Origin of the sequence: Thermococcus sp. M36, assembly GCF_012027355.1 — an archaeon.
Taxonomy (GTDB): domain Archaea; phylum Methanobacteriota_B; class Thermococci; order Thermococcales; family Thermococcaceae; genus Thermococcus.
In genome coordinates, this window is the sequence record NZ_SNUH01000001.1 from 368,139 (window position 1) to 390,241 (window position 22,103).

The window sequence follows — 22,103 nt, forward strand, 5'->3', positions numbered from 1 at the left end:
CGTGAGGGTTGCTTCGATCGATCCTTATCCCGAGTGGGGTGAGGAAGCGCTGATATACATGAAGTGCCTCCGAAAAATTTAAATGCAAAGTTATTCATTAATTCCCATGCGCTGGAGTGAGATTCCCCGTGGCGCCAAGGCATACATGCTCTACCACACCATCATAGCGCCCGGGCTGATAGTCTGGATTCTCTTTCCCCTTTACCTCATGAAGACTGGCTACTCCATTCTGGAGGTCGGGGCGTTCTTCACCGCCGTTAACGTCGCCGCTATCCCGCTCACATACCTCTTCGGCAGGCTCTTCAACCGCTGGGACATAAAGAAGGGCTTAATCGCGATAGACGTCCTCGACGGGATAGCCTACGTCCTCTACGGCATCTCGAAAGGAGCTATAGCGCCTTTCCTACTCTTCGCTGGAAGGGCCATAGAGAAGCTCTCCTCCATGCTCTACCCCCTCTACCGGGCTTACGAGCAGATAATCTATCCGGAGGAGAAATACGAGGAGATTTTCGCATGGCACCTCCGCCTCCCCGAGATCGCGAGGGCACTAACGTTTCCTCTTCTCGGCTATCTCCTCGGGTACGTCTACACCGAACCGGAGCACTACCGTCTTGCTTTCCTCTTCTTCGGCCTGCTCTCGGTTTTTACCATCGCATACATTCGGTTCTTCCTTCCGAGCGTCGGAAAGGAGGAGAGGGTTGCGCCAGAGGGCTTCACCTTTAAAGCAGGCGAGTTCAAGCTCCTTCTCGTCTTCGAGGCTCTCCTCACCCTCGCGTGGGAGCTCGCCCCGGAGATAGTGCTCATCAACTATGTCGTTTTCGTGCTCCACAAGACCGTCTTTGAGGTCACGCTGATAGCGGTGGCGAGCAGTGTGGCGTCAATCCTCGGCACCTATACCAGCGAGAGGGTGCCCAAGGAAAAAGGCTTCCGGGCGATAGCATTCGGGATGTTCCTTAACGCGTTTTATGCATTAGTTATGGCGCTCTCACCGCCTTTCTGGCTTGTCCTTGCGGTTTACGCGCTGGGCGACTTCGGGAACACCTTCTGGTTCCCGTTCTACAGAGCGTGGATGTTTAGAATAATCCCCAAGGACAAGGCGAGCGAGTTCCATGCGGCGATTTCCAGCTACCGCAGGCTGATAGGGATGATTGCCCCGTTCATAGCCGGCGCGCTGGCAAGTGTCCACGCGACCCTGCCCTACGCGGCGAGCCTGGGGTTCTTCGCGCTGGCCGGGGGGGATGTTCGTGGTGATTTCGAAGAAGAACAGAAGATGACTCATTTTCTATCTCCAGTTTCCACGTGCCGCCGAGAAAATCCTGAAATGTCTCTAAGGCTGACGCCTTCTAGCGGGTCGAACTCCCTCATGAGCTCCTCAACGAGCTCATTGGGAAGACCCTCACTCCTGAGAGCCTTTTTAAAGTGCCGCTTGCCCCGGTTTACAGCCCGAAATAGCCCGGCTACTTGAAACAAAAGCCGCGGGAGGTTGAAGAGAAGAAATTTAAAGAGAGAACGGCCGAGGCTCACTCTTTCTCCCTCTCTTCCTCCTCGACGATCCCGAGCCCCTTCTTACCTGAGTGCACAATGTTGACTGTTGGCCCTCCGTGGCGGCTTATCCCCTTCGTTACGAAGCCCTGGAACATCTCCAGCAGGCTCTTGGCGGCGTTGATGCTGTTCATGTACTCCTTGGTGAGCTCAGTCGCCGTCTCCTTGTCCATACCGGCCTCGACAAGGTTCTTGTAGAATTCGGCCACGCTCTTGCCCATCGCCTGCATCTTCTCCGGGCTGTAAAGCTCCATCAGGAGCTCCTTAAGGGGGCCGAGAATGTCCTCTATCATGGGGCCGACCTTGTCCATGAGCATCGCGACCTTGTCGAGATCCCTGTCGCCCTCATAGGCATTTATGAGGTCTTCAATAATGTCGACCTTCTTCTCTAGGAGCTTGATCTCCTCCTCACTCTTGGCGTTCCTTATCCCCTCAACCAGTTCTTCCAGTAGCTTCTCCAGCTGGGTCGGGCCCTTCTTCTCAACTTCAATGTCCACCATATCAACCACCTCAATAATCCTTAGTCTGCTCAAACCTAATCGGCATTCCGATCAGCTCTAACCACTTTCTGACCACGTCGCGGGAAAGGGTGTATACCCTACCCCTGCTGCCCTCAACCGGGACTTCCCTCACAACTCCGAGCTCCACAAGCCCCTCCAGCTTCGCCCGGACGGTGTTGCGCGATGCTTTTCCGCGCCTGCCCTTGAGCTCGCGCGCTATCTGGCTCACGTTTGCCCTCCTGAGGTCGAAGAGAATCCTCACTATCTCCCTCGCTATTGGGTCGTGCTTTATCTCCGGGATAACGACGTCTATGCCCAGCCCGCCGTATTCGGCGTATATGTTGAGCAACCGGAGGTAGGACTGCGCCATTTGAGAAACGATCTCGAAGCTCGCCCTCATTGCCTCGAGGGCCTTCTTGAGCTCCTGGACTTCCCTGGCGAGGTCTTCATCGGGCATAATGGTTCCTTGTCTGCTCAATCATATAGCCTTTCCGGTCAGAGATGAGCAGACATGAAGAACTTATGAAAATGGGCAGCGGTGCCCTCTGCTCACTGCTTCTTTATTTCCCCCACCCAGACGTACCGGTTTATCCTCTCAAAGCTGCACTCCAGCTCAAGCTTCCTGCAGATTCCCCTGAGGTGGGTTAGGGTTGCGAAGTACTCGTCCTCAATCTCCTCTGTTATGCCGTCCTCCTCGGCTATACGCCTCTTTTCCTCCCTTGACTCAAACATGACGTCGGCGATGACTACCTTCCCACCAGGCTTTAGAACCCGAAGCATCTCCCTTATCGCGTCTTCTTTCTCACCGTCCGGTACGTGATGGAAAGTGTAGGTACTTATCACGGTGTCAGCTACTCCATCCGGTAGGGGGAGTGCCAAGAAGTGGCCGTCGAGCGGCTCGAAGCCGTGTTTCTCGGCGAACTTCCTGCGCATGCCCTTGGATGGCTCAACACCTATGTATCCCTTGCAGTTGAGAAAGTGCAGGATGTTTCCGGTGCCACAGCCAATGTCTACAACAAGGCCCGTGGCCCTCTCCGCGACGAGCTTGAGAACCTTTTCGTAGTCCCTGTGTATCCAGTCCTCCTTTGTTACGTCCTCGTCGTAGCTCCTCGCCCATCCGTCGAAGTCCCACCTCTCCATTTCAGACCCCAGATGAAATCAGCCTCATAAGTCTTTTAAATCCTCCCTCTGACTTTCTTCTCATGAAGCGAACCCTCTACCACCTCCATCTGCTCACATCGTCCCTCAGAATAGTGGGAGATGCAATCGAGAGCGTCGCCCTACCCTGGAGCCTGCTGGAGGGGACGGGCTCGCTGGTAAGCATCGGCGGTTTTGCGCTCTTCACGCATCTGCCGTGGGTCATCCTTCCCCCAATCCTCGGGAGAACTCTCGATAGAACGACCAAAAAGGTGAGGCTGGCCTTTCTGGCACTCATACTTCAGGCCCTGCTGGCGGTTCTCATAGTGCCGCTCTCCTCGAACGTTTGGGCGTTCTACCTCATCGTTTCGGGCATTTCAGCCCTCGACATCCTCCACCGCTACTACGGGTTTTCGCTAGTTGCCTCAATAACCCTTGACGAGTCCGAGCTCCAGGGACTGAACGCGACGCTGGCAACCGTTGGGAACGCCGTTTCTCTAATAGCCTTTCCCCTGGCCGGTCTCCTGGCTTACGGCTTCGGGATAAGGGCAATGCTCTTTGATGCAGCCCTCTTGATCCCCGGAGCGCTTACGCTGGTTCCGTATCTCAACGTTGAAGTGGGGAGGGAGAAGACGGACGAAGGGCTACCTGGGGAACCACTAGGCGTCAACAGGAGATTCGTGATTGGGATCATCACCTCAGTGCTGCTCTTCAACTTCGCCCTCGGCTCATTTAGAATATTTGTCTTCGCCTCCCTGAGGGAACTTGCGGAGGGTAAGGTTCTCTACGGCCTCCTTCAGTCTCTCACAACGGCCGGAAGCCTCGTGGCAGTGGTGGGACTGGCGTATTTGGCCCGGAGAAGGCTGGCAGGTTTAAAGCGACCACTGGTCGCGGGAATGCTCCTCCAGAGCCTCGCACTTCTCATTGTCGGCGTTCCAGCATTGATCGCGCTCTTCCCCGCGGTCTTCCTAGTGGGCTTCGGTGGGGAACTTCTCAACGTCTCCTTCGACAGCCTGATGCAGAGGTACATACCCCTTGAAAGCCTCGGAAAGGCGAGGGGAGTTTTTGACGCGCTAGTGACGCTGGTGATTCCTCTATCACAGATACTCTTTGCGTGGCTTGTGGAGAGGGGCACGACCGTTTTGAATGCCTCACTCCTCGCGGCGTTTATTGCGTTTCTGGCATCTCTATTGTTTGTGTCCATGTTAGGATGTATGACAAAGGACTAGAGGGCCTGGCATCGCCACCACTCAAAAGGGTAAAGTTATAAATCTCAAAGCGTTATTAACATGGGATGAGCCATGGACAAAGACCTCAAAATCGTCATCCCCTTCGTCATTGTTTTTATCCTGCTCGTCCAGATTGCCCAGATGCACTACGAAATCCGCGAGTTGCGCGGGGAGCTTGAAAGCCTTAAGGACCAGCAGGAGCAGTTTAGTCGAATTATCTGGGAGGAGTATAGAAGGGACATTTACGCCGCGATTGACCACCTTAGAGAAACGCGGCCTGACATAATGGAGAAACTCGGAAACGTGTCCCTGACGGTCGGAAGCATCTTTTCTTGGAGCTTTGAAGCGGACTACGATCCGAAAAAAGGTGTGTTCTGGATGTGGCACAATCTGAACGGATGGAAAGAGCGAGACGTTGTCTACGTCCGCGTTTCCGCTTACTACCCCTCGAACGGAAGTCGCGTGCCGGGCTTCCCGTGGATAACGTATCGGATCAATCACACCACTGGAGAGGTTCTGGGGATTACAGAGGACACGGCACAAGCGGCAGTCATGCGAGCCTACTGGAAGCTCTTTGATAACATCAGCGCCACTCTCAGGATTGACCAAAACGAAAGCCGGGGGAGGTGCGGGGGTTCAGTGGGCTCGGTCGCGGACAAAGGGATCTGGCTTCACGTCGAGTTCGAATGCGTCTCAGCGGAAAACACTTCCCTCCGCTGGCTCATCATGGGGGAGGTGGATGAGCGAACCGGTGTTTTAAAGCGGCTTGAGATTACAAAGCCGTTTCCAGGGAGCTGTGAGAGGGATGATGAACTGAGAATTAGAGAACTCCTCGACAAGATCCCATTCCGCAACGCAACTGTGGAGGGGATAAAGCAGAAAATTACAGATACTGCCGGAGGACTCATCTTCAACTTAACCTTCCCAAACCCATAAATTGGGACAACGTGAATTAAACTTGGTGATAACATGGAACCGCTCATCCGCGAGGCAAAGCCGGAGGACAGACCTTTTATCGAGGAGATTGCAAGGCTAACATGGGGCGGCGATGATTACTTGGCGAGGGTTTTCGATGAGTGGGTCAAAGACGGGAACTTCTACGTCCTTGAGATTGATGGAAAGGTAATCGGCACGGCCAAGATGACGCTTCTCCCAGGGAAGGTCGGCTGGCTTGAAGGGCTGAGGGTTCACCCGGACTACAGGGGCAGGGGCTACGGGAGAAAGCTCCACAGCTTCATGCTAGAACTGGGCGAAAGGCTCGCCCGTGAGGGGAAGATTGAGGCCCTTGAGTTCTCCACGTACTTCCTGAACAGGGAGAGCATAGCCATGGCAAAGAAGGACGGCTTCTCGATAATCGCGAAGTTCTTTAACCTGGGGGCGAGTGTAGAGACCTTTGAGCCGGAGGGGCCCCAGCCGGCGGAGCTGACTATGGAAGACCTGCCCTTCGGGATCGTTCCTCTGGGCTGGAAATTTGTCCACAGAAGCGAAGAGGCCCTGGAGTGGCTAAGGGAAAAGGGTGAGGTGTATGAGATCGACGGCTTCAAGTTCCTTGCCCCAAAGGGCGAGGTTACCTTCACTCCGCTTTCCACGGGTCTGGCGTGCCTGAGGACCATGCTCCCTGGAATGGCATGGGTTGCACGGGAAAAGGGACGGAAAGAGTTCGACCTTATGATCCCCAGCGGCATGAAACCAGTCCTGCCGGGACTGAAAAGGCTTGGCCTCTTCCTCTGGGACGAAACCGAGGAGCCGAACGTGCTGGTATTCAGGAAAAAGCTGGTTTAGGTGTTTGGGATGAGGAACAACCTCAGGAGCGCCGCCAGGCGAATAATCAGGGACTCAGCGCTCGTTGGAAAGGATGAATCTGTATTGATAATTCACGGGGCACACAACAGGAACTTCGCCAGCTTACTGGCCGAGGAAGCCATCCGCGTTGGTGCGCTCCCATTCCTCTGGAGTTTCGACGACTCGCTGGTATCTGATTTTCCAGAAAAGCCTTCAGAAAGCGTTGCCGGCATCCTCAGGAAAGCTGATGTCGTAATATGGCTCTCCCAGTACACGGCCGTCGATGATCTATCCGAGGACGTTCAGGAGAAGGTCTTCTCTTTCTGGAACTCTATGTATGGCCTCCTGCAGGACGAGAAGGTGCCGACGCTCCTCGTGAACCTTCCCCCGCCGGCGTGGCTTGAGGAAGACGGGATAAAGCCCAATGAATACCTCCTGGAGTTCATCTCCGCAGTGGACGTGGACTACGTCTGGATGCGCGAGGTCGAGATTCCGGCGGGGGGTTTACATCGCGCCCGTGGAAAGCTCCGCCTTCGGAAGGCTCGTTGTCCCGCACGACGGTCTAGAGTTGGAGTTTCATGGAGGTAAGGTCATCTCCATGAACCTCTCCGGGCCGAAGTAGAGCACCCCTATGAGGGAAAGGGCATAGAGCGGGAACATCAGGGCCAGAACGTGGGAGATGCTCTCCCCCTTGATGTCCATGCCTGGCAACCGGGGGTAAAATGCCCTCGAGATTAGAAACGAAATCAGTAGGGCCGAAAAGGCCGCCAAAAGCCTCAATGAGGGGGTTAGGGAAACCCCGCTCCGCAGAATAACTCCGGTAATGGCGTAGAGCGAAGCCGTGAGCACAAGCACGTACCCTACCGCCCTTTTCATCACTGCCCCCAGGGTAAAATCGCAGGTGAGGTTTAAATATATCCCGTGAGATGGGAATCCAGCCAAAACGGAGAGGAGAGCATGGTCATTAAGTCCCTCGAAACCGAAGGAGAAAGGCGTGCATGCCTGGAGATAGCGAAGGCCCTGCCAGAGTGGTTCAACGAGGCCGGTCTGAGGGCTATGGGGCGGGATTTGAGAGAGGAGAAGACCTTCGTTGCCGTTGAAGGGGAGGAGGTTCTCGGCTTTGTAACGGTCAAACCGCTCAACGAAAAAGCCCTTGAAATCCTCTGGATGGCCGTTAGGCGGGAGCTGAGGGGCAAAGGAATAGGGACGAACCTGCTCCAGTCCGTCGAGGGGTGGGCGAAGGGAAGGGGCTTTGAGGTTCTCGTCGTCAAAACCTCTGGTGACCTCTCGTATAAGCCCTACGATGAGACGAGGCTTTTCTATGAGCTGAGGGGCTTCGTGAGAATCGCGCTGATAGACCCGCATCCCGAGTGGGGCGAGCCGGCGCTAGTTTACGCCAAGTGCTTGAGCAGGAAGTAGGTAGATATAAGAAACCGAACCGTGATGTAGCCCGCAAAGACCGCCTCGCCGAGGGGAGAGAGCAAACACCACCAGAGGGGAAGCTCAGAGAACAGGTACGCAACAACGAGGGCAAGAGGCTTCCCATTGACCGAATAAGAGTAGGAGAATGCTGCTCCAAAGAAGATTATGTCCTCTGGCCTCCAGAAGCCCGTGAGCAGGGGCCGGTTGTAGTTAGGGCAAAGACGGCGGTGGCTCCCGCTATCCCCGCGAGCCTTCCCTTCTCGCCGAAAAGCTCGTAAGGAACGGCATTGTGGAAGAACGCCGTTAAAATCCCACTCAGCGTCCAGAAGGCGAGGGAGTAAGGGATGAGGGAGGGGCCCCATTCTACCGCAAAGCTTGGCCTCGCCATATCCATGAACCTTTCCGCACCAAAGTAGAGCATGGCGACGAAGGAGAGCGCGTATAGGGGAAGCATGAGGGCTATGGCGTGGGAGATGCTCTCCCGGTCAGTGCTCCATCCCATAGGAAAGCCATAGAAAAGCCCGGACACGAGATATGCCAAGACGAGGGCCAAAAGAAGTCCGAAGAGCCTCCCCACTAGCGTTGAGAAAAACGCCACTCCCGCCGAGAGCGCCGAGAGGGCGTAGAGCGAGAGCGTTATCGAAAGGAGGTAGCCGACCCCCCTGAGCATGGAATCACTCCCTCAAAGCTCGACGTTAAACCTTAAAAGGTCTCTGAAAAATACGAACGGAGTTCCAGATGCGCTGGGGTGAGATTCCAGAGGAGCACGCCAGTGCGTTCCACGCGGCAATATCGAGCTACAACAGGCCGATCGGCCTTGTTACCCCCTCATCGCCGGTGCACTAGCGAGCGTCCACGCGACTCTCCCGTACGCGGCGAGCCTGGTGCCGTTCATGGCGACAGGGGCGCTGTTTATGAGGCTTTATAGATCCAGGGCAGCAAGAGCACCGGCATCTAAACTTCAACCTTAGTCCTCAGCCGCCAGCCATCGATGTCAAAACCGCCCATCCCCTCAAAGACGTGGGTTATCACTTCCTCAAGGTTTCTGGTCTCGCACCTCTCAAGGGCCTTCAGGAACAGCTTCACGAACTCTCCATCTGGAAATTCCTCAAACATGTACGCCTTTCTAAACCCTTCGTCGCTGAAAAGCCGGTAAACTTTGCTCGCAGGGGGAACCTCCAAGCCCAAAAACTTGGAGTAGACCTCAAGGGCCCTGTGGAGTGCCAGATGGTAGAGGTAGTGGAAGCTGGGGTCTCCCCTCTCCCCGGCGTCATTCAGGCTGTCGAGCATGTCCCAGAGGGAGTACTTGGCTACTTCCACCCATGTCTCATCGGGCCGTTCAAAGGGTCTCTTCATGTATTCCAGCGCTTCCGCCTTTAGAACCTCAGCTATTCCAGTCCTGTCAAAGAGCACTTTCCCAATTACTATAATCCTCGCGGTGGCCCGGCTGTTCTGGGCAAACTCCTTCTCAAAGTAGTGCCTGATCTGCCTCGCCGGGTTTGCGAAGTACTCAATTAAAGTCCCATCTATAACGACGTTTCCCCTCTCCCTCCATTCCACGTCATCGGAGAGCACGATGTAAACGTCCACATCGGAGTATCTGGTCTGTAGCCCAACTGCATAACTTCCAGTTAGCAGAGCGGCCTCAACGAAATCTTTTTCCTTCCATGGCTTCAGGAACTTTTCAAGTGCCTCCCAGCTGCTCATCCTTGTTTCACTCCCCAGTTGCCGTTCTCATATCTTTTATGTGAGCTGCATACTCTTCCAGTGTTTGAGATATCTCAAAAATATCCCTTTGAGTGAGCACGTTAGGAAACTTGTTGATGTACACAGGGACGTCTTCCAAATGGAGTATTGGAATCTCTGAACTTTTAATTCCATGTATCTTTGCATCCCCAGTAAGGACAATAATAGGATGGACGGTGTATTCTCTCCTGAGCTTCTTTTTAAGAAAGGAAGAAACCGCCGTAGCTTCTTTTTTGACTTCTACTGCAGGACTTCTCACTGCAATTTTGCCCCGCCGTCTTCTGCCATATCCCCTCGTTTTCCAAGTATCTCCACTAACCCAATACTCGCCAGAATAGTTCTTTGTTTCAAGAACGAACACTCCTCTACTGCTTACCAGAACGTGATCGATATTGCCTTTCTTGCCTGGAAGGTGAATGTCCGACAAAAGAATGCTACCTGGTATGTAAAGCTCATCAATTACTTTTGATTCCCCTTCAAATCCCTTTTGCCAAGCTTTATACGTGTTGTACTCCTTAAGACTTATCAAAAGCATCATTAAAGCTCCGATAAGAAGCAGAGGAAATATCAAACCTAATCCAAACAGTGCTAGTGTTACCAACATGAGCTTTTTGAATTTCTCTCGATGTTTGGAGGCCCTTTCGTGTGTATATAGCACAGGACCCCACCTAATCCATTTTCACTGTAAAGTTTTTACCTCTTTTTGTCCTCCTCAGAACTCCGGAATCCTTATTGGCGCCTGCAGCTCTTTCTCCGAGTTTTCAAGATTTGTGGCGAGCATCTTTATCCTCTCAACGCCTTTGATCTCCCTGATGAACTCGGCGACACTCTTCGGCACGAGCTCCTCCCAGGGCTCGCCGTCCATCATGCGCTTCCTTATCTCCGTCGCCGAGAGGATGTCCTTCCTGAACATGGGCTGTACTATGACTTCATAGCCTCTCTCACGGAAGAGCTGGGCGACAAGAGAGTTTCCAGTGAAGACGACGTCAAATCTTGGAACCATGCTCTGGACGTAGGTTGACCAGATAGCGTTGAAGTTGATGTCCGGTAGTGGAATCAGATAGTAGCGCTTCTTCAGACCCGCCTCGTCCAGAGCCCTTATGAGCATCTCCATCCTTTCGCTCGTCGTGAAGGGGTTCTTGAGCGTGTGGCTGGCCTGAGCACTACCAATGCCTATTATCACCTCGTCCACCTGCGAGAAAACGAACTCAAGGGCCCTGATATGCCCGTTGTGAACCGGCTGGAAACGGCCGACGAAGAGACCGCGTCTTGGAGCTGGCACGAATTTTCACCCCCTTGTTCAAGATTTTTCGGATTTTCGTCCAGTTTTCTTAAACCAGCCGCACCCTCAGTTCATCCCCAACCCGGAGCCCAAGTCTTTCAGCGGCAGAACCTTGGTTGACCGCTATTTCAAGGTAATCATGGCTTCCTGGGAGGGCCAACAGTTCGCCGGGCTCGACCTGTCCATAGGTGTCAAGGTACGGGATTCTAAGCCCCAGATCAGGCAGTTCAACTGCCTCCGGCCTCCCGTAGCCCCCAAGGTTCAGGATGACGTTGCCAAAGTCGTCTATGTAGATGACCCTAAGCAGCCAGGAGTCACCCTTTCTTTTCGGCTCGATGTCGAGCCTGACGAGGCCCTCCAACGGTACCTCCTCCGCAAACTGCTCGGGTTCTATGCCCGCCTCGAGCAGAGCCCCCGCCGGACCGAAGACGTCCCTCCCATGGAAGGTGGGGCTTATTCTCCATCCAGTGAAGCTCCTTATTCTCACTAGGTCTATGGCCCAGGCACGCCTGGGATTTATGTGCCTCATAGGGAGCGTTGCGAGACCGTTGTCCGGCACTACCAGCCACTGGTCGCCCTCGACTATAACGGCCCTCCTCTCTGTACCAACCCCCGGGTCAATGACGCCGACGTGAACCGTTCCCTCCGGCGAATACTTGACCACCTGCTCCATGACGAAGGAGCCCTCGACTATGGAGTGCCTCGTTATGGAATGAGTAACGTCAACCAGCGTGGCGTTCGGATTCACCCGGAGTATGGCCGCCTTCATCTCACCCACGTAGGGGCCCCTAAGACCAAAATCGGTCGTCAGCGTTATCATGCCCATCACCTAAAGCTTATTAACGGTTGAAGCTTTAAAGGGTTTGGAAGATGGCCATGAGAAAGTTTATCCCTGCTTTGCTCCTCGTTCTCATTGTGGTGGCATCAGGCTGTCTGTTCAAACCTCCCGCCGAGGTCAAATTCTCGGTGGACAGGACTGTGGTCAGACCCGGCGGGACAATCCATGTCATGATACTCGTCAACAACACCGGAAAAGTCGGGCTCACCGGGGCCACGCTGGTCCTTGGAGACGACACTTTCCAGATACTCCAGGAACCAAAGTTCCCCAAGGTTCTCCCGGTGGGTGAGAGCGTCCAGCTGGTCTGGATACTGCGCGCCCCTCCCAAACAGGGAGTTTACAACCTCAAACTCTCCCTTGAGCTGACGGACGAGCTTAAGCGCTCTTGGACTGGATTTTACGGACAGTTCCGGATAACGGTCTCGGACACCATATCTTCTTCGGAGGAGATCCCGGTTTCTGTGGAAGCACCGGACACGGTCAGCGGTGGGGACGTCTACCGGCTGACCCTGAGGATCGAGAACCCGATGAACGGCCAGATAAGCCTGTCTGACATCCAGCTTGACCTCCTTGATGGAATGGAAGTGCTGGGTTCGGACGCGGTTCCGGAGACAGTTGAGCCGGGTCAGACTGTGACTATCGGCTACCTCATCAAGGCCCCATACACCAAAAGGGAAGGATACGTGTCTGTGATAGTAAAGTACCGCATAGGAAGGGTGGAGCGCAGTGCCGTCGAGAGCGTGCCGATGAAAGTTGTGTGGAGGCCGTGGGAAGCGTCCAGCAATGACCTTGACGGGGCATACGGGCCCGAATACTACTGGGTTGTTAAGAACCGCATTGTTGATTCGTACTGGGAGTCCTTCTACAACTCAACCTCCGAGTTCGACAGAAAGGAGCTCGGCAACTTCACCCGGGGCATAATCGACGGGGCCGAATCCGAGGTGGAAGCCGCTAGGGCGATACTGAACTGGATGGACAGGCACTACTCGTTCTCCAGCAACACATCAACCCTTGAACCCGGTGAGATACTCCTGAAAGACAGGGCCAGCTACAGCGAGGCCCAGATACTCTTCACCGCCATGATGCGCTCAATCAACGTTCCTGCAATGATGATAACACTGTACGACGGCACATCCTGTATGAAGCATCCAATCACGGGATTTTACACAGCCGACGGGTGGTACATAGTTGACATCCGGCACGGGTTCCTCGGTTCCATGGATGAGTACCTTGCAAGCCCATACTTCCCCAAGGTACACCAGCTGGTAAACGACGGAGGATACCGGCTCGTGGCCCAGAACCCATCCTTGCTCACGGGGCATGAACACGTGGACGTTACTGAGTACTTTATGGCATCCCTGGAAGACAGGCTGCTTGCCACAATACTCCAGAGGCTCAAGCCCGAGCTTAGGTCCAAGTTCATGATCGCCATTAACGACCTCCAGGGGGATGAGAGGCTCTACGCGCTCTTCCTGATGTCAGCGGCGCCCAGCCAGGACGACCTCAACAGGGTGGTTGGAGAGTACAGCATCTCCCAGATAGAGCAAAACGTAAAAACCATGTATGATTTCTACAAGAACATGAAATGGGCCGACGATTTCACCAGGTACTGGAAGATATTCGCGGGTGAAGAGTGATGATAACGGTGCTTCGCCTGGGACACAGGCCGGAGAGGGACAAGAGGATTACGACACACGTGGCACTAACAGCGAGGGCATTCGGAGCGGATAAAATAATAATCGCCGCAGAGGAAGATGAGCACGTCAGGGACAGTGTCGAGGACGTCGTGAGGCGCTGGGGAGGGCCTTTTGAGATAGCATTCGATCCCAGCTGGAAAAGGATGATGCGCGGGTGGAAGGAGTCCGGGGGAATAATAGTCCACCTGACGATGTACGGGATCCACATAGACGACGCCCTGCCAGCCATAAAGAGAGAACTGAAAACCGGAAGGGACGTGATGGTTGTCGTCGGGGCCGAGAAGGTCCCAAGGGACGTCTACGAGATGGCAGACTACAACGTGGCGGTTGGTAATCAGCCCCACAGCGAGGTTGCCGCTCTGGCGGTCTTCCTCGACAGGCTGCTGGATGGTGGGGGCCTCAGGAAGGAGTTCAGCAACGCAAAGCTCAGGATAGTCCCACAGGAGCGCGGGAAGAGGGTAATCGAGCTTGGGTAACCGGTGGTCGCGATGGTGCTCAACAGGTACCGCGAAAACGTCAAGGGCTACCTCGAAGCGATAGTGAGACCTCTGGCAAAGGCGGGCATTACGCCGAACACGATAACCATCCTGGGACTGCTGATAAGCCTCGTCGGTGCCTACCTGTTTTCCCAGAGGGAGCAGTTCTTGGCAGCCATTGTCCTGCTATTCGGCTCGCTCATAGACGCCCTTGATGGAACCCTCGCGAGGATGACCGGGAAGACCAGCCGCTTCGGTGCCTTCCTCGACTCAACTTTCGACAGGATAAGCGATGGGACCGTTCTCTTCGGCATTGCTTTGGGGAATCTCGTGGACTGGAGAATAGCTTTCATTGCCTTCATGGGCAGCTATCTGGTGAGCTACGAGCGCTGCCGGGCGGAGCTTGCCGGTTCAGGGAAGCTCGCCGTGGGAATAGCGGAGAGGGCCGAAAGGCTGCTCATACTCATAATAACCGCCATGTTTGGCTACGTGGAGTACGGGGTTTACATCATTGCCGTGCTCGCGTGGATAACGGTTTTCCAGCGCATGTGGGCGGCATACCAGAGGCTCAGGTGAAGAAAGGGGGAATGACGAGAATTTCGCTAGGCGAGCCGCTGGAAAGCGGCCATGAAGAGCCCTGCCGTTGCCGACCCCTTCATTTTTCCATTAGTCCCTTCGCTATCGCGACCACGTCGGAAAGCTTCGAGACCACGAAGTCGCAGTCCCCCCAGAGTTCGCGCTTTTTCCCCTCAGGATCGAGGAGGACGCTCAGCATCCCAACCTTTCTGGCTCCGACGCAGTCCTTCGTGGGGTTGTCGCCGACGTAGAGGGATTCCCCAGCTTTAACCCCCGCCCTCTCAAGCGCCAGAAGGAAAGGCCCCTCGTGGGGTTTATAGAAACCGGCATCCTCGCTCGTGGTAATGCTGTCGAAGAGGTCGTAGATGCCGAGGGCCTTGAGGTGGGCTTCTATATAGTCGTTGTCCGAATCGGTGATTATTCCTATGTGGAGGCCGAGGTCTTTGAGGGCTCTGATCGTTTCGACCGCATCGGGGAACAGCTCACCGTATTTCTCGTGCATCGCCATGCTTATCTCCCAGAAATCGGCCGGAACATCGAAGCCGCGCCTTTCCGCGACCCTTTTCATGGCCTCGGTGTCAACGTCCCTGATTTTAACGTAGGGCTTTCCGGCCAGCTCTTTAAAGAGGGCGGAGCTTTCAGCCTCGTACTCCTTCCAGAGCTTAATATAATCTAAGTCTTCCCTGCCAGCCTTTCTAAGGACTTCCCTCACTATGTTCTGGTGGGTAACGTTCTCGCCCTCCTTAGTGATGAGCGTCCCGACGAAGTCGAAGAACACCGCCCTTAGCATTCTGACCACCGCAGAAAATTGTCTGGAGGAGTTAAAACCCTTCCCCGCCACAATGACAAAATCTGAACCAAAATCCTTCGGGAAATTGCCAATTTGATAGAAAAAATTTAGAAAAAGTTTTATTGCTCGGCGAATTTTGAAAGCAGAAAACATTGGGGGGTGTGCAATATCGAAGCAATACTCCTCGTCTGGGGCGTCCGGGACGAGGTTCTGGAGAAGCTCCCCGTCGAAGGCCACTGGCTCTACGGGGAGTACGACTTCATAGCGAAGGTGGAATTCAGGGACGAGTTCGAGATGGAGCAGTTTATCGGACAGCTTAGACGCTTAATTCACGGTGGAACGTTCAAGCTCATGCCGGTTACCCTCTCCGCAATCAAGACAGGTGATGGAGAGAACGAGACAGTATCCGTTCTTGAGGACCTCAGAGTTTTGGCCCCATGAGGCCCCGCCTTTTAAGCTCCTCGTAGGCCCTCCTCAGAGCGTTCCTGATGAGGTAGCGCTTGTTCATGCCGCCGAGCCTGTGGGCGGCTTTCCTGAGGCTCCCTATCCGGAGGAAAAGCTCTATGAGTTGCCTGTCTTCTTCAGAAAGGTCGAGATGTTTAAGCGCTATTTCCGCTATCTCTATGGGGTTGTTGCCCTCGTACGCATAGTCCGAACTCATGACGGGCCTGCTGAACTTCTCCACCAGCCGGAAGACTATGACATGGGCCGTTGAGTCGTCGCTGACGTGCTTGTAGTGCTGTTTGAGCGCGTTTATCAGCTCCTCACGGCTTGAGAAACCGTCAAGAAAAGCATCCTCATCCGTCAGCTCGCCGACGGTTTTGGTCTCAATCCTCTCGATGACTGCCTTTCCGAGGGCGTAGCCGCCGGAGTGTATGAGGATGGTATCGCCTTCTTTGAGGTTTGGCCCCCTGCCGAGCCTGACGGTGGCCCTCTTCCTTCCGCTGAGTATCGCCTCGGCGTAGCGCCCGTCGAACTTCAGGTGGCGCATGGGCATCACCCTTTCTCGCCCACGAGCTTGAACCTTATTGCTATGACACCGTAGCGGTTCTCCTTCCACTTGGGGTACATGTTGTGGAACCTCTTCACCGCCCTCTCGAAGCTCGGCTCGTCCGGAAATATCTTCTTTATCGGCTCCTCCCGGAGAACCTGGCGGAAGGTCTCATAGCGCTTAACGGACGTTACCACCGCGGGCACTTGGTCGTTGAATATTATTTTGTCCCCCAGCTTTATGCCCCTCAGCTGTGGGTATGCGACCCTGACCTCTATTCTCTTCTCCCCAGACCGTATATAATCAAGGTACTCCTCACGAACCCTGAGTCGATAGACCCTCATCTTTCACCACACTCCGATTTCTCGCCCCGCTTAAAAGGCTGATGGAAACTTTTAAATCCTTTAGCGCAGAAGGTGAACCAGGTGCAGGGAATGAGGCGGGCCCAGGGCGCAATAGAGTACCTCTTCATGCTTGCCGCTGTTCTCATCATAGTACTAGTGGCGACGAGGGTCGTTCTCAACGGGGTAAGGAACATGGACGCGGCAATAGAAGATTACATAACACAGGTAAGACAGCAGATCCTTGAAAACCTCTGAGGTGGAATCATGGAGTTTCTGCCCTTCGTTCTGGGCCTGGCTATGGGGCTTCTTACTTCCTACACGGACGTAAAGACAGGCTTCATCTTTGACAACCACGTTTTTCCGACGCTCACCCTCATGGGGAAACTCCTCGGCTGGGAAGAGGGTGAAGAAGGCGACACCGGCCTCCCCGGATGGGTCGAAAAGCTCACTGTTCCGGCCGTTGAGGTCGGAATACTGTACTACCTCTACCTCGGCATCAAAGCCCAGGATCCAACACTTGCCGCTTCGGGCCTCATAGGGCTAATCCTCGGCTTTTTACTGGGTCTGCTCCTCTACTACATTGGAGCATGGGCGAGCGGTGATGCCGTTATACTGGCCGGATTCTCGGCACTGCTCCCCTACGCACCCGCAACAGCGTCAGTGGTGGCTCCCTACGCCCTCCGGTACCCCCTCTACCCGCTGACGATACTCCTGAACAGCCTCATAGCGATTTTCCCCTTCATATTCCTCTACGCCTTTGGCGTGATACTGTCCAGAAGACAGTTTGATGAACTGAAGCGGATATTCACGGACGGGGCCAGGCTGACCGGTGAGGTCGCCCTGTGGATAATGGCAGCCCTCGGCTTCAGGCTGATAATATATGACCTGTCGGGAACAGCGATAACGGGGATATGGTCATGGCTGTTCACAATCGCGGTCATATACGCCCTTGGAAAGTTCAGGAAAGTCGGAGACGCCATAGGATTAGCAGTGCTGGCTTACCTTCTCTACACCGACCCCGCACCTGTGATGGGGGTGTTCCTCAGGCTCCTAGCAGTCCTGTACATCTTCAAGGTGTTCTTCTCCCTCGTTAAGTTCATGAGAACCGGCGTCCTAATGGAGGAGGTGCCTGTCGAGGAGTTGAGGGAGTGGGACATACTCGGTGAGACCGTTTTCGAGAAGGATGGGACAGTTCTCAGGGACAGGAGTGACCCCCTCACGCGCATGAAGAACGCCGTTGTCTCCGGGGACCCATCACTCCTGAGGTCTGACTACGGAAGGATAATAGCGTCCCCCACTGCGGAGGGCCTCAGAAAGGAGCAGATAGAGGAGCTCAGGCGCCTTGTGGAAGAGGGAAGGCTCGAGAACAGGTTTTTAAGAAAGAAGTCCATGCCCTTTGCCCCTGCACTGTTCCTCGGTTTCCTCATTAGCTACTTCTGGGGCGATATCTTTTGGTGGATACAGCTCAAGATGGCCGGGCTGTGAGTTAGGCTTTTAACCTCCCGCCCGTAAACCCCACCGCCGGCCCGGCGTCCGCCCACCCCGCGGAGGAGTGAGGCGGGGATTCCGGCCGGGCCAACAGGGGGATGAGGAGCTTTTGCTTTGCTGACGCGTGATGAGCACGCCCTTCACCGACCCCGCTACTCCAGCAGGCCTGTTATTATCTCCTTCACTTCCCAGAGGCTGTCGACGTTGTGGTCGCCTTCCACACCCTCGTGGGGGTTTATCGCTATGCTGACATCGGCCTCTCTGAACATACTGAGATCGTTATAGCCGTCGCCGACCGCTACCGTGAGTTCGGGCTTGAGTTCCTCTTTAAGCTCCCGCAGGATGTTTCCCTTGCTCTTGAAGTCCACCGCGGGATTCACCTTCCCGGTGACAACGCCGTTCTTGTCAAAGATGAGTTCGTTGGCATAGACGTAATCGACGCCGAGCTCTTCCGCTATCCTTCCGGCGAGACACATAAGACCGCTCGAGAGGATCGCTATCTTGAAGTCGTTCCGCTTCAGAAATTCTATCAGCTCTCTGGCCCCGTCCATGTATTCTACAGAGTTCGCCCATTCCAGTATCTCGTCCCTCGTGTGCCCCTTCCAGAGCGACGCGTCCAGCTCGGCCCACTTCACGTAGTCTATTTTACCTGCAAAGAAAAGCTCCGCGTACTCCTTCCCCTTCTCCCAGGTCCCGAACCTCTTGTGGAGTTCCACCCAGCTCGAGATTGATTTCACTAGCGTGCCCTCAAGATCGAAAGAGATAAGCCTCACCATGGTACCACCTAAAGAAAAGCTCGGAAGGAGCTTAAAAGCCTACTCCCTCCAGCCGTGCTCACCTATGAGGGGCACGAACGCAACGCTGCCCCAGTGCTTCTTTCGTATTTTTCCATCCTCAGTTTTTTCGACCACATAGAGGTCCTGCCAGAGGTGGTATCTTCCGACCGGGATTATAAGCCTCCCACCGGGCCTGAGCTGCTCCACTAAAGGCTCCGGAATCTTTGGTGCTCCAGCGGTGACTATTATCCTGTCGTAGGGCGCCTTCGGCGGAAAGCCCTTTGTACCGTCTCCGAGGAAGATGTGAACGTTCCTAACGCCAGCCCGTTCGAGGTTTCTGTGCGCGAACTCGACCAGCTCGGGAATCCGCTCAACGGTGTAAACGTCGGTCTTCACGAGTTCAGATATCAGAGCCGCGTTCCACCCGCTTCCGGTTCCTATCTCAAGGACTCTCATTCCAGGTTTTAGCTCGGTGAGCTCGAGCATTATCGCCACCATGTGGGGTGCGCTTATCGTTTGCCCCGCAGGGATTGGAAGGGGCTCATCGATGTGGGCGTAGCTCCAGTAGCGCTTTTCAACAAAGAGATATCGAGGATACTTCAGAAAAGCCCGCTTAACAGCCTCACTTTTGATGACCCTCTCTCGGAAAAGCGCTTCAACGGTTCTCTCCCATCTCCGCTTGAGTTCCTCCCCATCAACCATCGGACTCATCAAGAGAGAATACACTCCAAAGGATTTAAGGCTTGCGAGAAATTCCGTGAGAAGGTGGATAGTGGCCGGCGGCGTCCCCGGTTTCCCGCCCCCTCTCGGAGGGCAGTACACCCGGGATCGCTGGCGGGCTTAACTTCCGGGGTCGAAACGAGACCGGGTGTGACCCCGCCGCTATGACCGCCGTACCGATACATACCTGCCGCGGAGGGTTTATAAATCTTACGGTGTTTAGGTGTCTCGATGGAGAGGGAGATACTGGAACTGCTGATGTTGGAGCGAACCAGGGAACCGCTAAGTCCCGGCAAAAGGGTTAGGGAATTCCAGAGATGGCTCCAAACCATGAAAAACGGAGAGAACGTCGAGGCAAAGGGTTTCCTGCTCGCCAGAAAGCCCCCCAATGCCCCAAGGGATGCGGCATACTACATGCTCTCCCCGCTATCGCCCTCGGAGCTTGCCAAGCTCGGAGAGAACGAGTTCAGGACTTACCTCATCATACGGGCAACGGAGGGGACAAAAGTCTCCGGAGAGGTAAAACCCGGAAGCTATGTCCTGGTTAAGGGCGTCATAGATGCCTACCCTTTCGGCAACCTGAGGATGGTTCACGCGAGTTCGATTGAGGGAAGGGACTACTCGGAGTACTGGAAGGACTACCGTGAGTTTGCGCTCAGCAGACGGGAGGTTCTCGACCTCTTTGAGAGAACTATCTATGTCCGCAGCGATATGAGGAAAGCTCTTATCTATTCACTCTACGGCGTCCCCTATATCCTCTGGGGAAGCGAGACCCCCCAATGGGGCGAGGGCTTTGAGTACACAGTCTACAAGTACAGGGAAAACATGGGGCTTCTGGCCCTCTGGAAGGCACTAAAATACTTCCAATCGAGTCTACCGTGGGAAGTTCGTCTGAGAAAAGAAACCTCCCTCGAAATAATTGATCCAGTACTGGACATTGATTTCCGGATCCGCAACCCCAACGGGACGGACATGAAATATTACACCCCCTCCTCAAAGAGGGGGCTGATGAGGATACCAAAATGGAGCGAGAGACCCTTAGTGAACAAAAGGGCAATCGGCCTCCTGCCCCAGGACGTCGAGGCGGACCCCACCGACCCCCTGGCCAAAATCTCCGAGACTCCCTTTGTTCTCATGCCGTGGGAGGAGAAGCCCTACTTCGAGGAGAACAGGGAATTCCGGCAGCTGATCCCCAACCTGCTCGTGACTATTTTCATCAACAGGGAACGCTATCGCTCCATGAGCTATGACGAGCTAAGCAGGCTGAGGGAGGAGCACCTAAAATGGAGGAGGTGGGGCAGGGAGGAGTACAGCGAAACATTTGGAAAGCTGACAACCCCAAGCGGGGTGCTCCACCTCGGAATGAGGTTCTACCTCGACACCCGGCTCTTTGGGGCCATTACAAGGTTTTATGGAAGGGTCACAGACAGGGCCGTGAAAGATGTCAGAGAGATTGATGATACGATACTGAACGAGTGGAACGTGGTTCTTAACGAGATCATTAGAAAGAGGCCGGAGGTCATAATGAAGCTGGAGAAGGAGTATGAGCGCTACATCCCCCACGACGTCCGGGCCCAAAAGGCGCTTCATATATTCCATGACCTTGCCTCCACCAGTCCCACAGGGGAAGTTACCCGGGAGGAGTTCCTGAGTGAGATGGTGAGAAACGGCTTCAACGAGCGGGACGCCCTCGACATGATTGAAAGGTTTATAGCCACCGGCTACGTATACGAGCCGTTCCCAGGGAAGCTCAGGCTCATACGGTGATGGTATGTCAAGGAAGAAGTTTATACGCCAGAAAGAGCAGAGGGAGAAGAAGAGAATCGCCAGGGAAAGGGTTGAGATACTCTTCACGTTAGCAGAGCGGGTTTTTCCCTACGAGCCAGAATTAGCCAACCGCTACGTCGAGATAGCCCTCGCAGTTCAGCAGAAGGCCAAGATAAGGATGCCGAGGAAGTGGAAGCGGCGCTACTGCAAGAAATGCCACTCCTTCCTAGTTCCAGGAAAGAACACAAGGGTAAGGCTGAGGAGCCGGCCCTACCCCCACGTCGTGATCAAATGCCTCAACTGCGGACACATCATGCGCTACCCGTATTTGAGGGAGCAGAAGGCACGGAGAAGGAACTCCATGAAGGGAAAGACCGGCGAAAAAGCGGGACAGACGAGTATTAAAGGAAGCAATCATTCGGGCTCTGAGTGAACCACCGCCACGGCCCTAACGGGGCTCCCTGAGCCGCCCTCTATTTTCAGAGGAAAGGCCATAAATGTGAACTCCATGTCCAGAAGAACTTCGAGGTTGGTGAGATTCTCGAAAATCGGCACTTCGGCCGACAGTAGTATCTTGTGGACGGCGTCGTCGCCGATGCTCATCGCGTCGGTTCCGACGGCTTTTGCCCCCTCAGCCACTAGGAACAGCGCCACCTCGGGGGAGAGCTCCCTTCCGCCTGTCAGGAACAGGACTATTCTATCGAAGTAGCCCGAATCCGGAATCTCGTCGAGCTTTACCGGCCCGTCGCCGGCGCGAACGTCCAGAACAAGGCCGCGGCCGATGAACTTCTCAAGGGGTATCTCATCCACGGTCTTTCCACCAGGTACGAAGTGGGCCGGGGCGTCAACGTGGGTTCCAGTATGCTCACCGAGCTTAAGGGCGTTCATGTAGTAGCCATCTCTGTCGATGACGGCCCAGAGCTTCATCCCCACAGGGGGATCGTCCGGATATACGGGAGTCTCCTCGGAGATGGGTACTGAGAGGTCAACTATCATGGGA

The 22,103-nt window shown here is 54.7% G+C and carries 28 protein-coding genes, 1 rRNA gene and 1 pseudogene; 14 read left to right on the plus strand and 16 right to left on the minus strand.

Annotation, left to right across the window (positions count from 1 at the left end):
- Positions 1-106 precede the first annotated feature (106 nt).
- Positions 107-1,234 (plus strand): annotated as a pseudogene (locus E3E36_RS02070) (MFS transporter); the annotation flags it as partial.
- A 286-nt stretch (positions 1,235-1,520) separates the two neighbouring features.
- On the opposite strand, the gene E3E36_RS02075 reads toward E3E36_RS02070, so the two are convergent.
- The 3 genes from E3E36_RS02075 to E3E36_RS02085 all read right to left on the minus strand — a co-directional run bounded on the left by E3E36_RS02075 (position 1,521) and on the right by E3E36_RS02085 (position 3,182).
- Positions 1,521-2,042 carry a hypothetical protein gene (locus E3E36_RS02075; RefSeq protein WP_167893752.1) on the minus strand — a complete coding sequence of 174 codons (522 nt, stop codon included), beginning with the start codon at positions 2,040-2,042 and terminating at the stop codon, positions 1,521-1,523.
- Between the two features lie 10 nt (positions 2,043-2,052).
- Positions 2,053-2,499 carry an ArsR family transcriptional regulator gene (locus E3E36_RS02080; protein WP_167893753.1) on the minus strand — a complete coding sequence of 149 codons (447 nt, stop codon included), beginning with the start codon at positions 2,497-2,499 and terminating at the stop codon, positions 2,053-2,055.
- A 92-nt stretch (positions 2,500-2,591) separates the two neighbouring features.
- On the minus strand, positions 2,592-3,182 hold the full coding sequence (locus E3E36_RS02085; RefSeq protein ID WP_167893754.1) for a class I SAM-dependent methyltransferase: 591 nt from the start codon (positions 3,180-3,182) through the stop codon (positions 2,592-2,594).
- A 62-nt stretch (positions 3,183-3,244) separates the two neighbouring features.
- On the opposite strand from E3E36_RS02085, the gene E3E36_RS02090 reads away from it, so the two are divergent.
- From E3E36_RS02090 to E3E36_RS02105, 4 genes are all read left to right on the plus strand, one after another.
- A complete protein-coding gene (locus tag E3E36_RS02090) occupies positions 3,245-4,408 on the plus strand; it encodes an MFS transporter (RefSeq protein ID WP_167893755.1) in 1,164 nt (387 codons plus the stop codon).
- 72 nt (positions 4,409-4,480) lie between these two features.
- Positions 4,481-5,344, plus strand: coding sequence for a hypothetical protein (locus E3E36_RS02095; RefSeq protein ID WP_167893756.1), 864 nt, complete (start codon positions 4,481-4,483; stop codon positions 5,342-5,344).
- Between the two features lie 33 nt (positions 5,345-5,377).
- The gene (locus E3E36_RS02100) at positions 5,378-6,190 is read left to right on the plus strand and encodes a GNAT family N-acetyltransferase (RefSeq protein ID WP_167893757.1); all 813 of its coding nucleotides are present in this window, start codon (positions 5,378-5,380) and stop codon (positions 6,188-6,190) included.
- Between the two features lie 9 nt (positions 6,191-6,199).
- Positions 6,200-6,778 (plus strand): hypothetical protein, encoded by a 579-nt coding sequence (locus tag E3E36_RS02105; RefSeq protein ID WP_167893758.1) that lies wholly within the window; start codon positions 6,200-6,202, stop codon positions 6,776-6,778.
- On the opposite strand, the gene E3E36_RS02110 is transcribed toward E3E36_RS02105, so the two are convergent.
- Positions 6,767-7,066, minus strand: coding sequence for a hypothetical protein (locus tag E3E36_RS02110; RefSeq protein ID WP_167893759.1), 300 nt, complete (start codon positions 7,064-7,066; stop codon positions 6,767-6,769). The genes E3E36_RS02105 and E3E36_RS02110 overlap by 12 nt on opposite strands.
- A gap of 45 nt (positions 7,067-7,111) precedes the next feature.
- On the opposite strand from E3E36_RS02110, the gene E3E36_RS02115 reads away from it, so the two are divergent.
- Positions 7,112-7,609, plus strand: coding sequence for a GNAT family N-acetyltransferase (locus E3E36_RS02115; RefSeq protein WP_342764367.1), 498 nt, complete (start codon positions 7,112-7,114; stop codon positions 7,607-7,609).
- A gap of 166 nt (positions 7,610-7,775) precedes the next feature.
- On the opposite strand, the gene E3E36_RS02120 is transcribed toward E3E36_RS02115, so the two are convergent.
- From E3E36_RS02120 to E3E36_RS02145, 5 genes are all read right to left on the minus strand, one after another.
- Positions 7,776-8,282: a hypothetical protein gene (locus tag E3E36_RS02120; protein ID WP_167893761.1), complete on the minus strand. Its 507-nt coding sequence runs from the start codon at positions 8,280-8,282 to the stop codon at positions 7,776-7,778.
- Between the two features lie 284 nt (positions 8,283-8,566).
- Complete coding sequence (locus E3E36_RS02130) at positions 8,567-9,319, minus strand: nucleotidyltransferase domain-containing protein (RefSeq protein WP_167893762.1); 753 nt, start codon at positions 9,317-9,319, stop codon at positions 8,567-8,569.
- A 7-nt stretch (positions 9,320-9,326) separates the two neighbouring features.
- Positions 9,327-10,016: a nuclease-related domain-containing protein gene (locus E3E36_RS02135; RefSeq protein ID WP_167893763.1), complete on the minus strand. Its 690-nt coding sequence runs from the start codon at positions 10,014-10,016 to the stop codon at positions 9,327-9,329.
- Between the two features lie 54 nt (positions 10,017-10,070).
- A complete protein-coding gene (locus tag E3E36_RS02140; RefSeq protein ID WP_167893764.1) occupies positions 10,071-10,640 on the minus strand; it encodes a nicotinamide-nucleotide adenylyltransferase in 570 nt (189 codons plus the stop codon).
- A 49-nt stretch (positions 10,641-10,689) separates the two neighbouring features.
- On the minus strand, positions 10,690-11,460 hold the full coding sequence (locus E3E36_RS02145; protein ID WP_167894707.1) for an S-adenosyl-l-methionine hydroxide adenosyltransferase family protein: 771 nt from the start codon (positions 11,458-11,460) through the stop codon (positions 10,690-10,692).
- 50 nt (positions 11,461-11,510) lie between these two features.
- Between E3E36_RS02145 and E3E36_RS02150 the strand changes: the two genes are divergently transcribed.
- The 3 genes from E3E36_RS02150 to pgsA are packed head-to-tail and all read left to right on the plus strand — an operon-like array spanning position 11,511 to position 14,227.
- Positions 11,511-13,115, plus strand: a complete 1,605-nt coding sequence (locus tag E3E36_RS02150; protein ID WP_167893765.1) for a transglutaminase-like domain-containing protein — start codon at positions 11,511-11,513, stop codon at positions 13,113-13,115.
- The gene (locus E3E36_RS02155; protein ID WP_167893766.1) at positions 13,115-13,651 is read left to right on the plus strand and encodes a tRNA (cytidine(56)-2'-O)-methyltransferase; all 537 of its coding nucleotides are present in this window, start codon (positions 13,115-13,117) and stop codon (positions 13,649-13,651) included. Before E3E36_RS02150 ends, E3E36_RS02155 begins: the two co-directional genes overlap by 1 nt.
- A gap of 12 nt (positions 13,652-13,663) precedes the next feature.
- Positions 13,664-14,227: an archaetidylinositol phosphate synthase gene (gene pgsA / locus E3E36_RS02160; protein WP_167893767.1), complete on the plus strand. Its 564-nt coding sequence runs from the start codon at positions 13,664-13,666 to the stop codon at positions 14,225-14,227.
- 79 nt (positions 14,228-14,306) lie between these two features.
- Here the strand turns inward: pgsA and E3E36_RS02165 are convergent, their stop codons facing one another.
- The gene (locus E3E36_RS02165) at positions 14,307-15,017 is read right to left on the minus strand and encodes a TIGR02253 family HAD-type hydrolase (protein ID WP_167894708.1); all 711 of its coding nucleotides are present in this window, start codon (positions 15,015-15,017) and stop codon (positions 14,307-14,309) included.
- A 159-nt stretch (positions 15,018-15,176) separates the two neighbouring features.
- On the opposite strand from E3E36_RS02165, the gene E3E36_RS02170 reads away from it, so the two are divergent.
- Positions 15,177-15,458, plus strand: a complete 282-nt coding sequence (locus E3E36_RS02170; RefSeq protein ID WP_167893768.1) for a hypothetical protein — start codon at positions 15,177-15,179, stop codon at positions 15,456-15,458.
- Here E3E36_RS02170 and E3E36_RS02175 read toward each other — a convergent pair.
- A complete protein-coding gene (locus E3E36_RS02175; protein WP_167894709.1) occupies positions 15,439-16,008 on the minus strand; it encodes an ASCH domain-containing protein in 570 nt (189 codons plus the stop codon). The two genes, E3E36_RS02170 and E3E36_RS02175, sit on opposite strands and share 20 nt — an antisense overlap.
- Before the next feature lie 5 nt (positions 16,009-16,013).
- Complete coding sequence (locus E3E36_RS02180) at positions 16,014-16,352, minus strand: ASCH domain-containing protein (protein ID WP_167893769.1); 339 nt, start codon at positions 16,350-16,352, stop codon at positions 16,014-16,016.
- 90 nt (positions 16,353-16,442) lie between these two features.
- On the opposite strand from E3E36_RS02180, the gene E3E36_RS02185 reads away from it, so the two are divergent.
- Together E3E36_RS02185 and E3E36_RS02190 are read left to right on the plus strand one after the other, a co-directional pair.
- The gene (locus tag E3E36_RS02185) at positions 16,443-16,607 is read left to right on the plus strand and encodes a class III signal peptide-containing protein (RefSeq protein ID WP_167893770.1); all 165 of its coding nucleotides are present in this window, start codon (positions 16,443-16,445) and stop codon (positions 16,605-16,607) included.
- 9 nt (positions 16,608-16,616) lie between these two features.
- Positions 16,617-17,837 carry an A24 family peptidase C-terminal domain-containing protein gene (locus tag E3E36_RS02190; protein WP_167893771.1) on the plus strand — a complete coding sequence of 407 codons (1,221 nt, stop codon included), beginning with the start codon at positions 16,617-16,619 and terminating at the stop codon, positions 17,835-17,837.
- Positions 17,838-17,992: 155 nt separating this feature from the next.
- On the opposite strand, the gene E3E36_RS02195 is transcribed toward E3E36_RS02190, so the two are convergent.
- The 3 genes from E3E36_RS02195 to rrf all read right to left on the minus strand — a co-directional run bounded on the left by E3E36_RS02195 (position 17,993) and on the right by rrf (position 19,512).
- Positions 17,993-18,616 carry an HAD-IB family phosphatase gene (locus E3E36_RS02195; RefSeq protein ID WP_167893772.1) on the minus strand — a complete coding sequence of 208 codons (624 nt, stop codon included), beginning with the start codon at positions 18,614-18,616 and terminating at the stop codon, positions 17,993-17,995.
- A 39-nt stretch (positions 18,617-18,655) separates the two neighbouring features.
- Complete coding sequence (locus tag E3E36_RS02200) at positions 18,656-19,318, minus strand: protein-L-isoaspartate(D-aspartate) O-methyltransferase (protein ID WP_167894710.1); 663 nt, start codon at positions 19,316-19,318, stop codon at positions 18,656-18,658.
- Positions 19,319-19,390: 72 nt separating this feature from the next.
- Positions 19,391-19,512, minus strand: a 5S ribosomal RNA gene (gene rrf, locus E3E36_RS02205).
- Positions 19,513-19,567: 55 nt separating this feature from the next.
- Between rrf and E3E36_RS02210 the strand changes: the two genes are divergently transcribed.
- Both E3E36_RS02210 and E3E36_RS02215 read left to right on the plus strand, forming a co-directional pair.
- The gene (locus tag E3E36_RS02210; protein ID WP_167893773.1) at positions 19,568-21,103 is read left to right on the plus strand and encodes a hypothetical protein; all 1,536 of its coding nucleotides are present in this window, start codon (positions 19,568-19,570) and stop codon (positions 21,101-21,103) included.
- A 4-nt stretch (positions 21,104-21,107) separates the two neighbouring features.
- A complete protein-coding gene (locus tag E3E36_RS02215) occupies positions 21,108-21,536 on the plus strand; it encodes a ribonuclease P protein component 4 (protein WP_167893774.1) in 429 nt (142 codons plus the stop codon).
- On the opposite strand, the gene E3E36_RS02220 is transcribed toward E3E36_RS02215, so the two are convergent.
- Positions 21,518-22,099 (minus strand): cyclase family protein, encoded by a 582-nt coding sequence (locus E3E36_RS02220; protein ID WP_167893775.1) that lies wholly within the window; start codon positions 22,097-22,099, stop codon positions 21,518-21,520. The two genes, E3E36_RS02215 and E3E36_RS02220, sit on opposite strands and share 19 nt — an antisense overlap.
- Positions 22,100-22,103 lie beyond the last annotated feature (4 nt).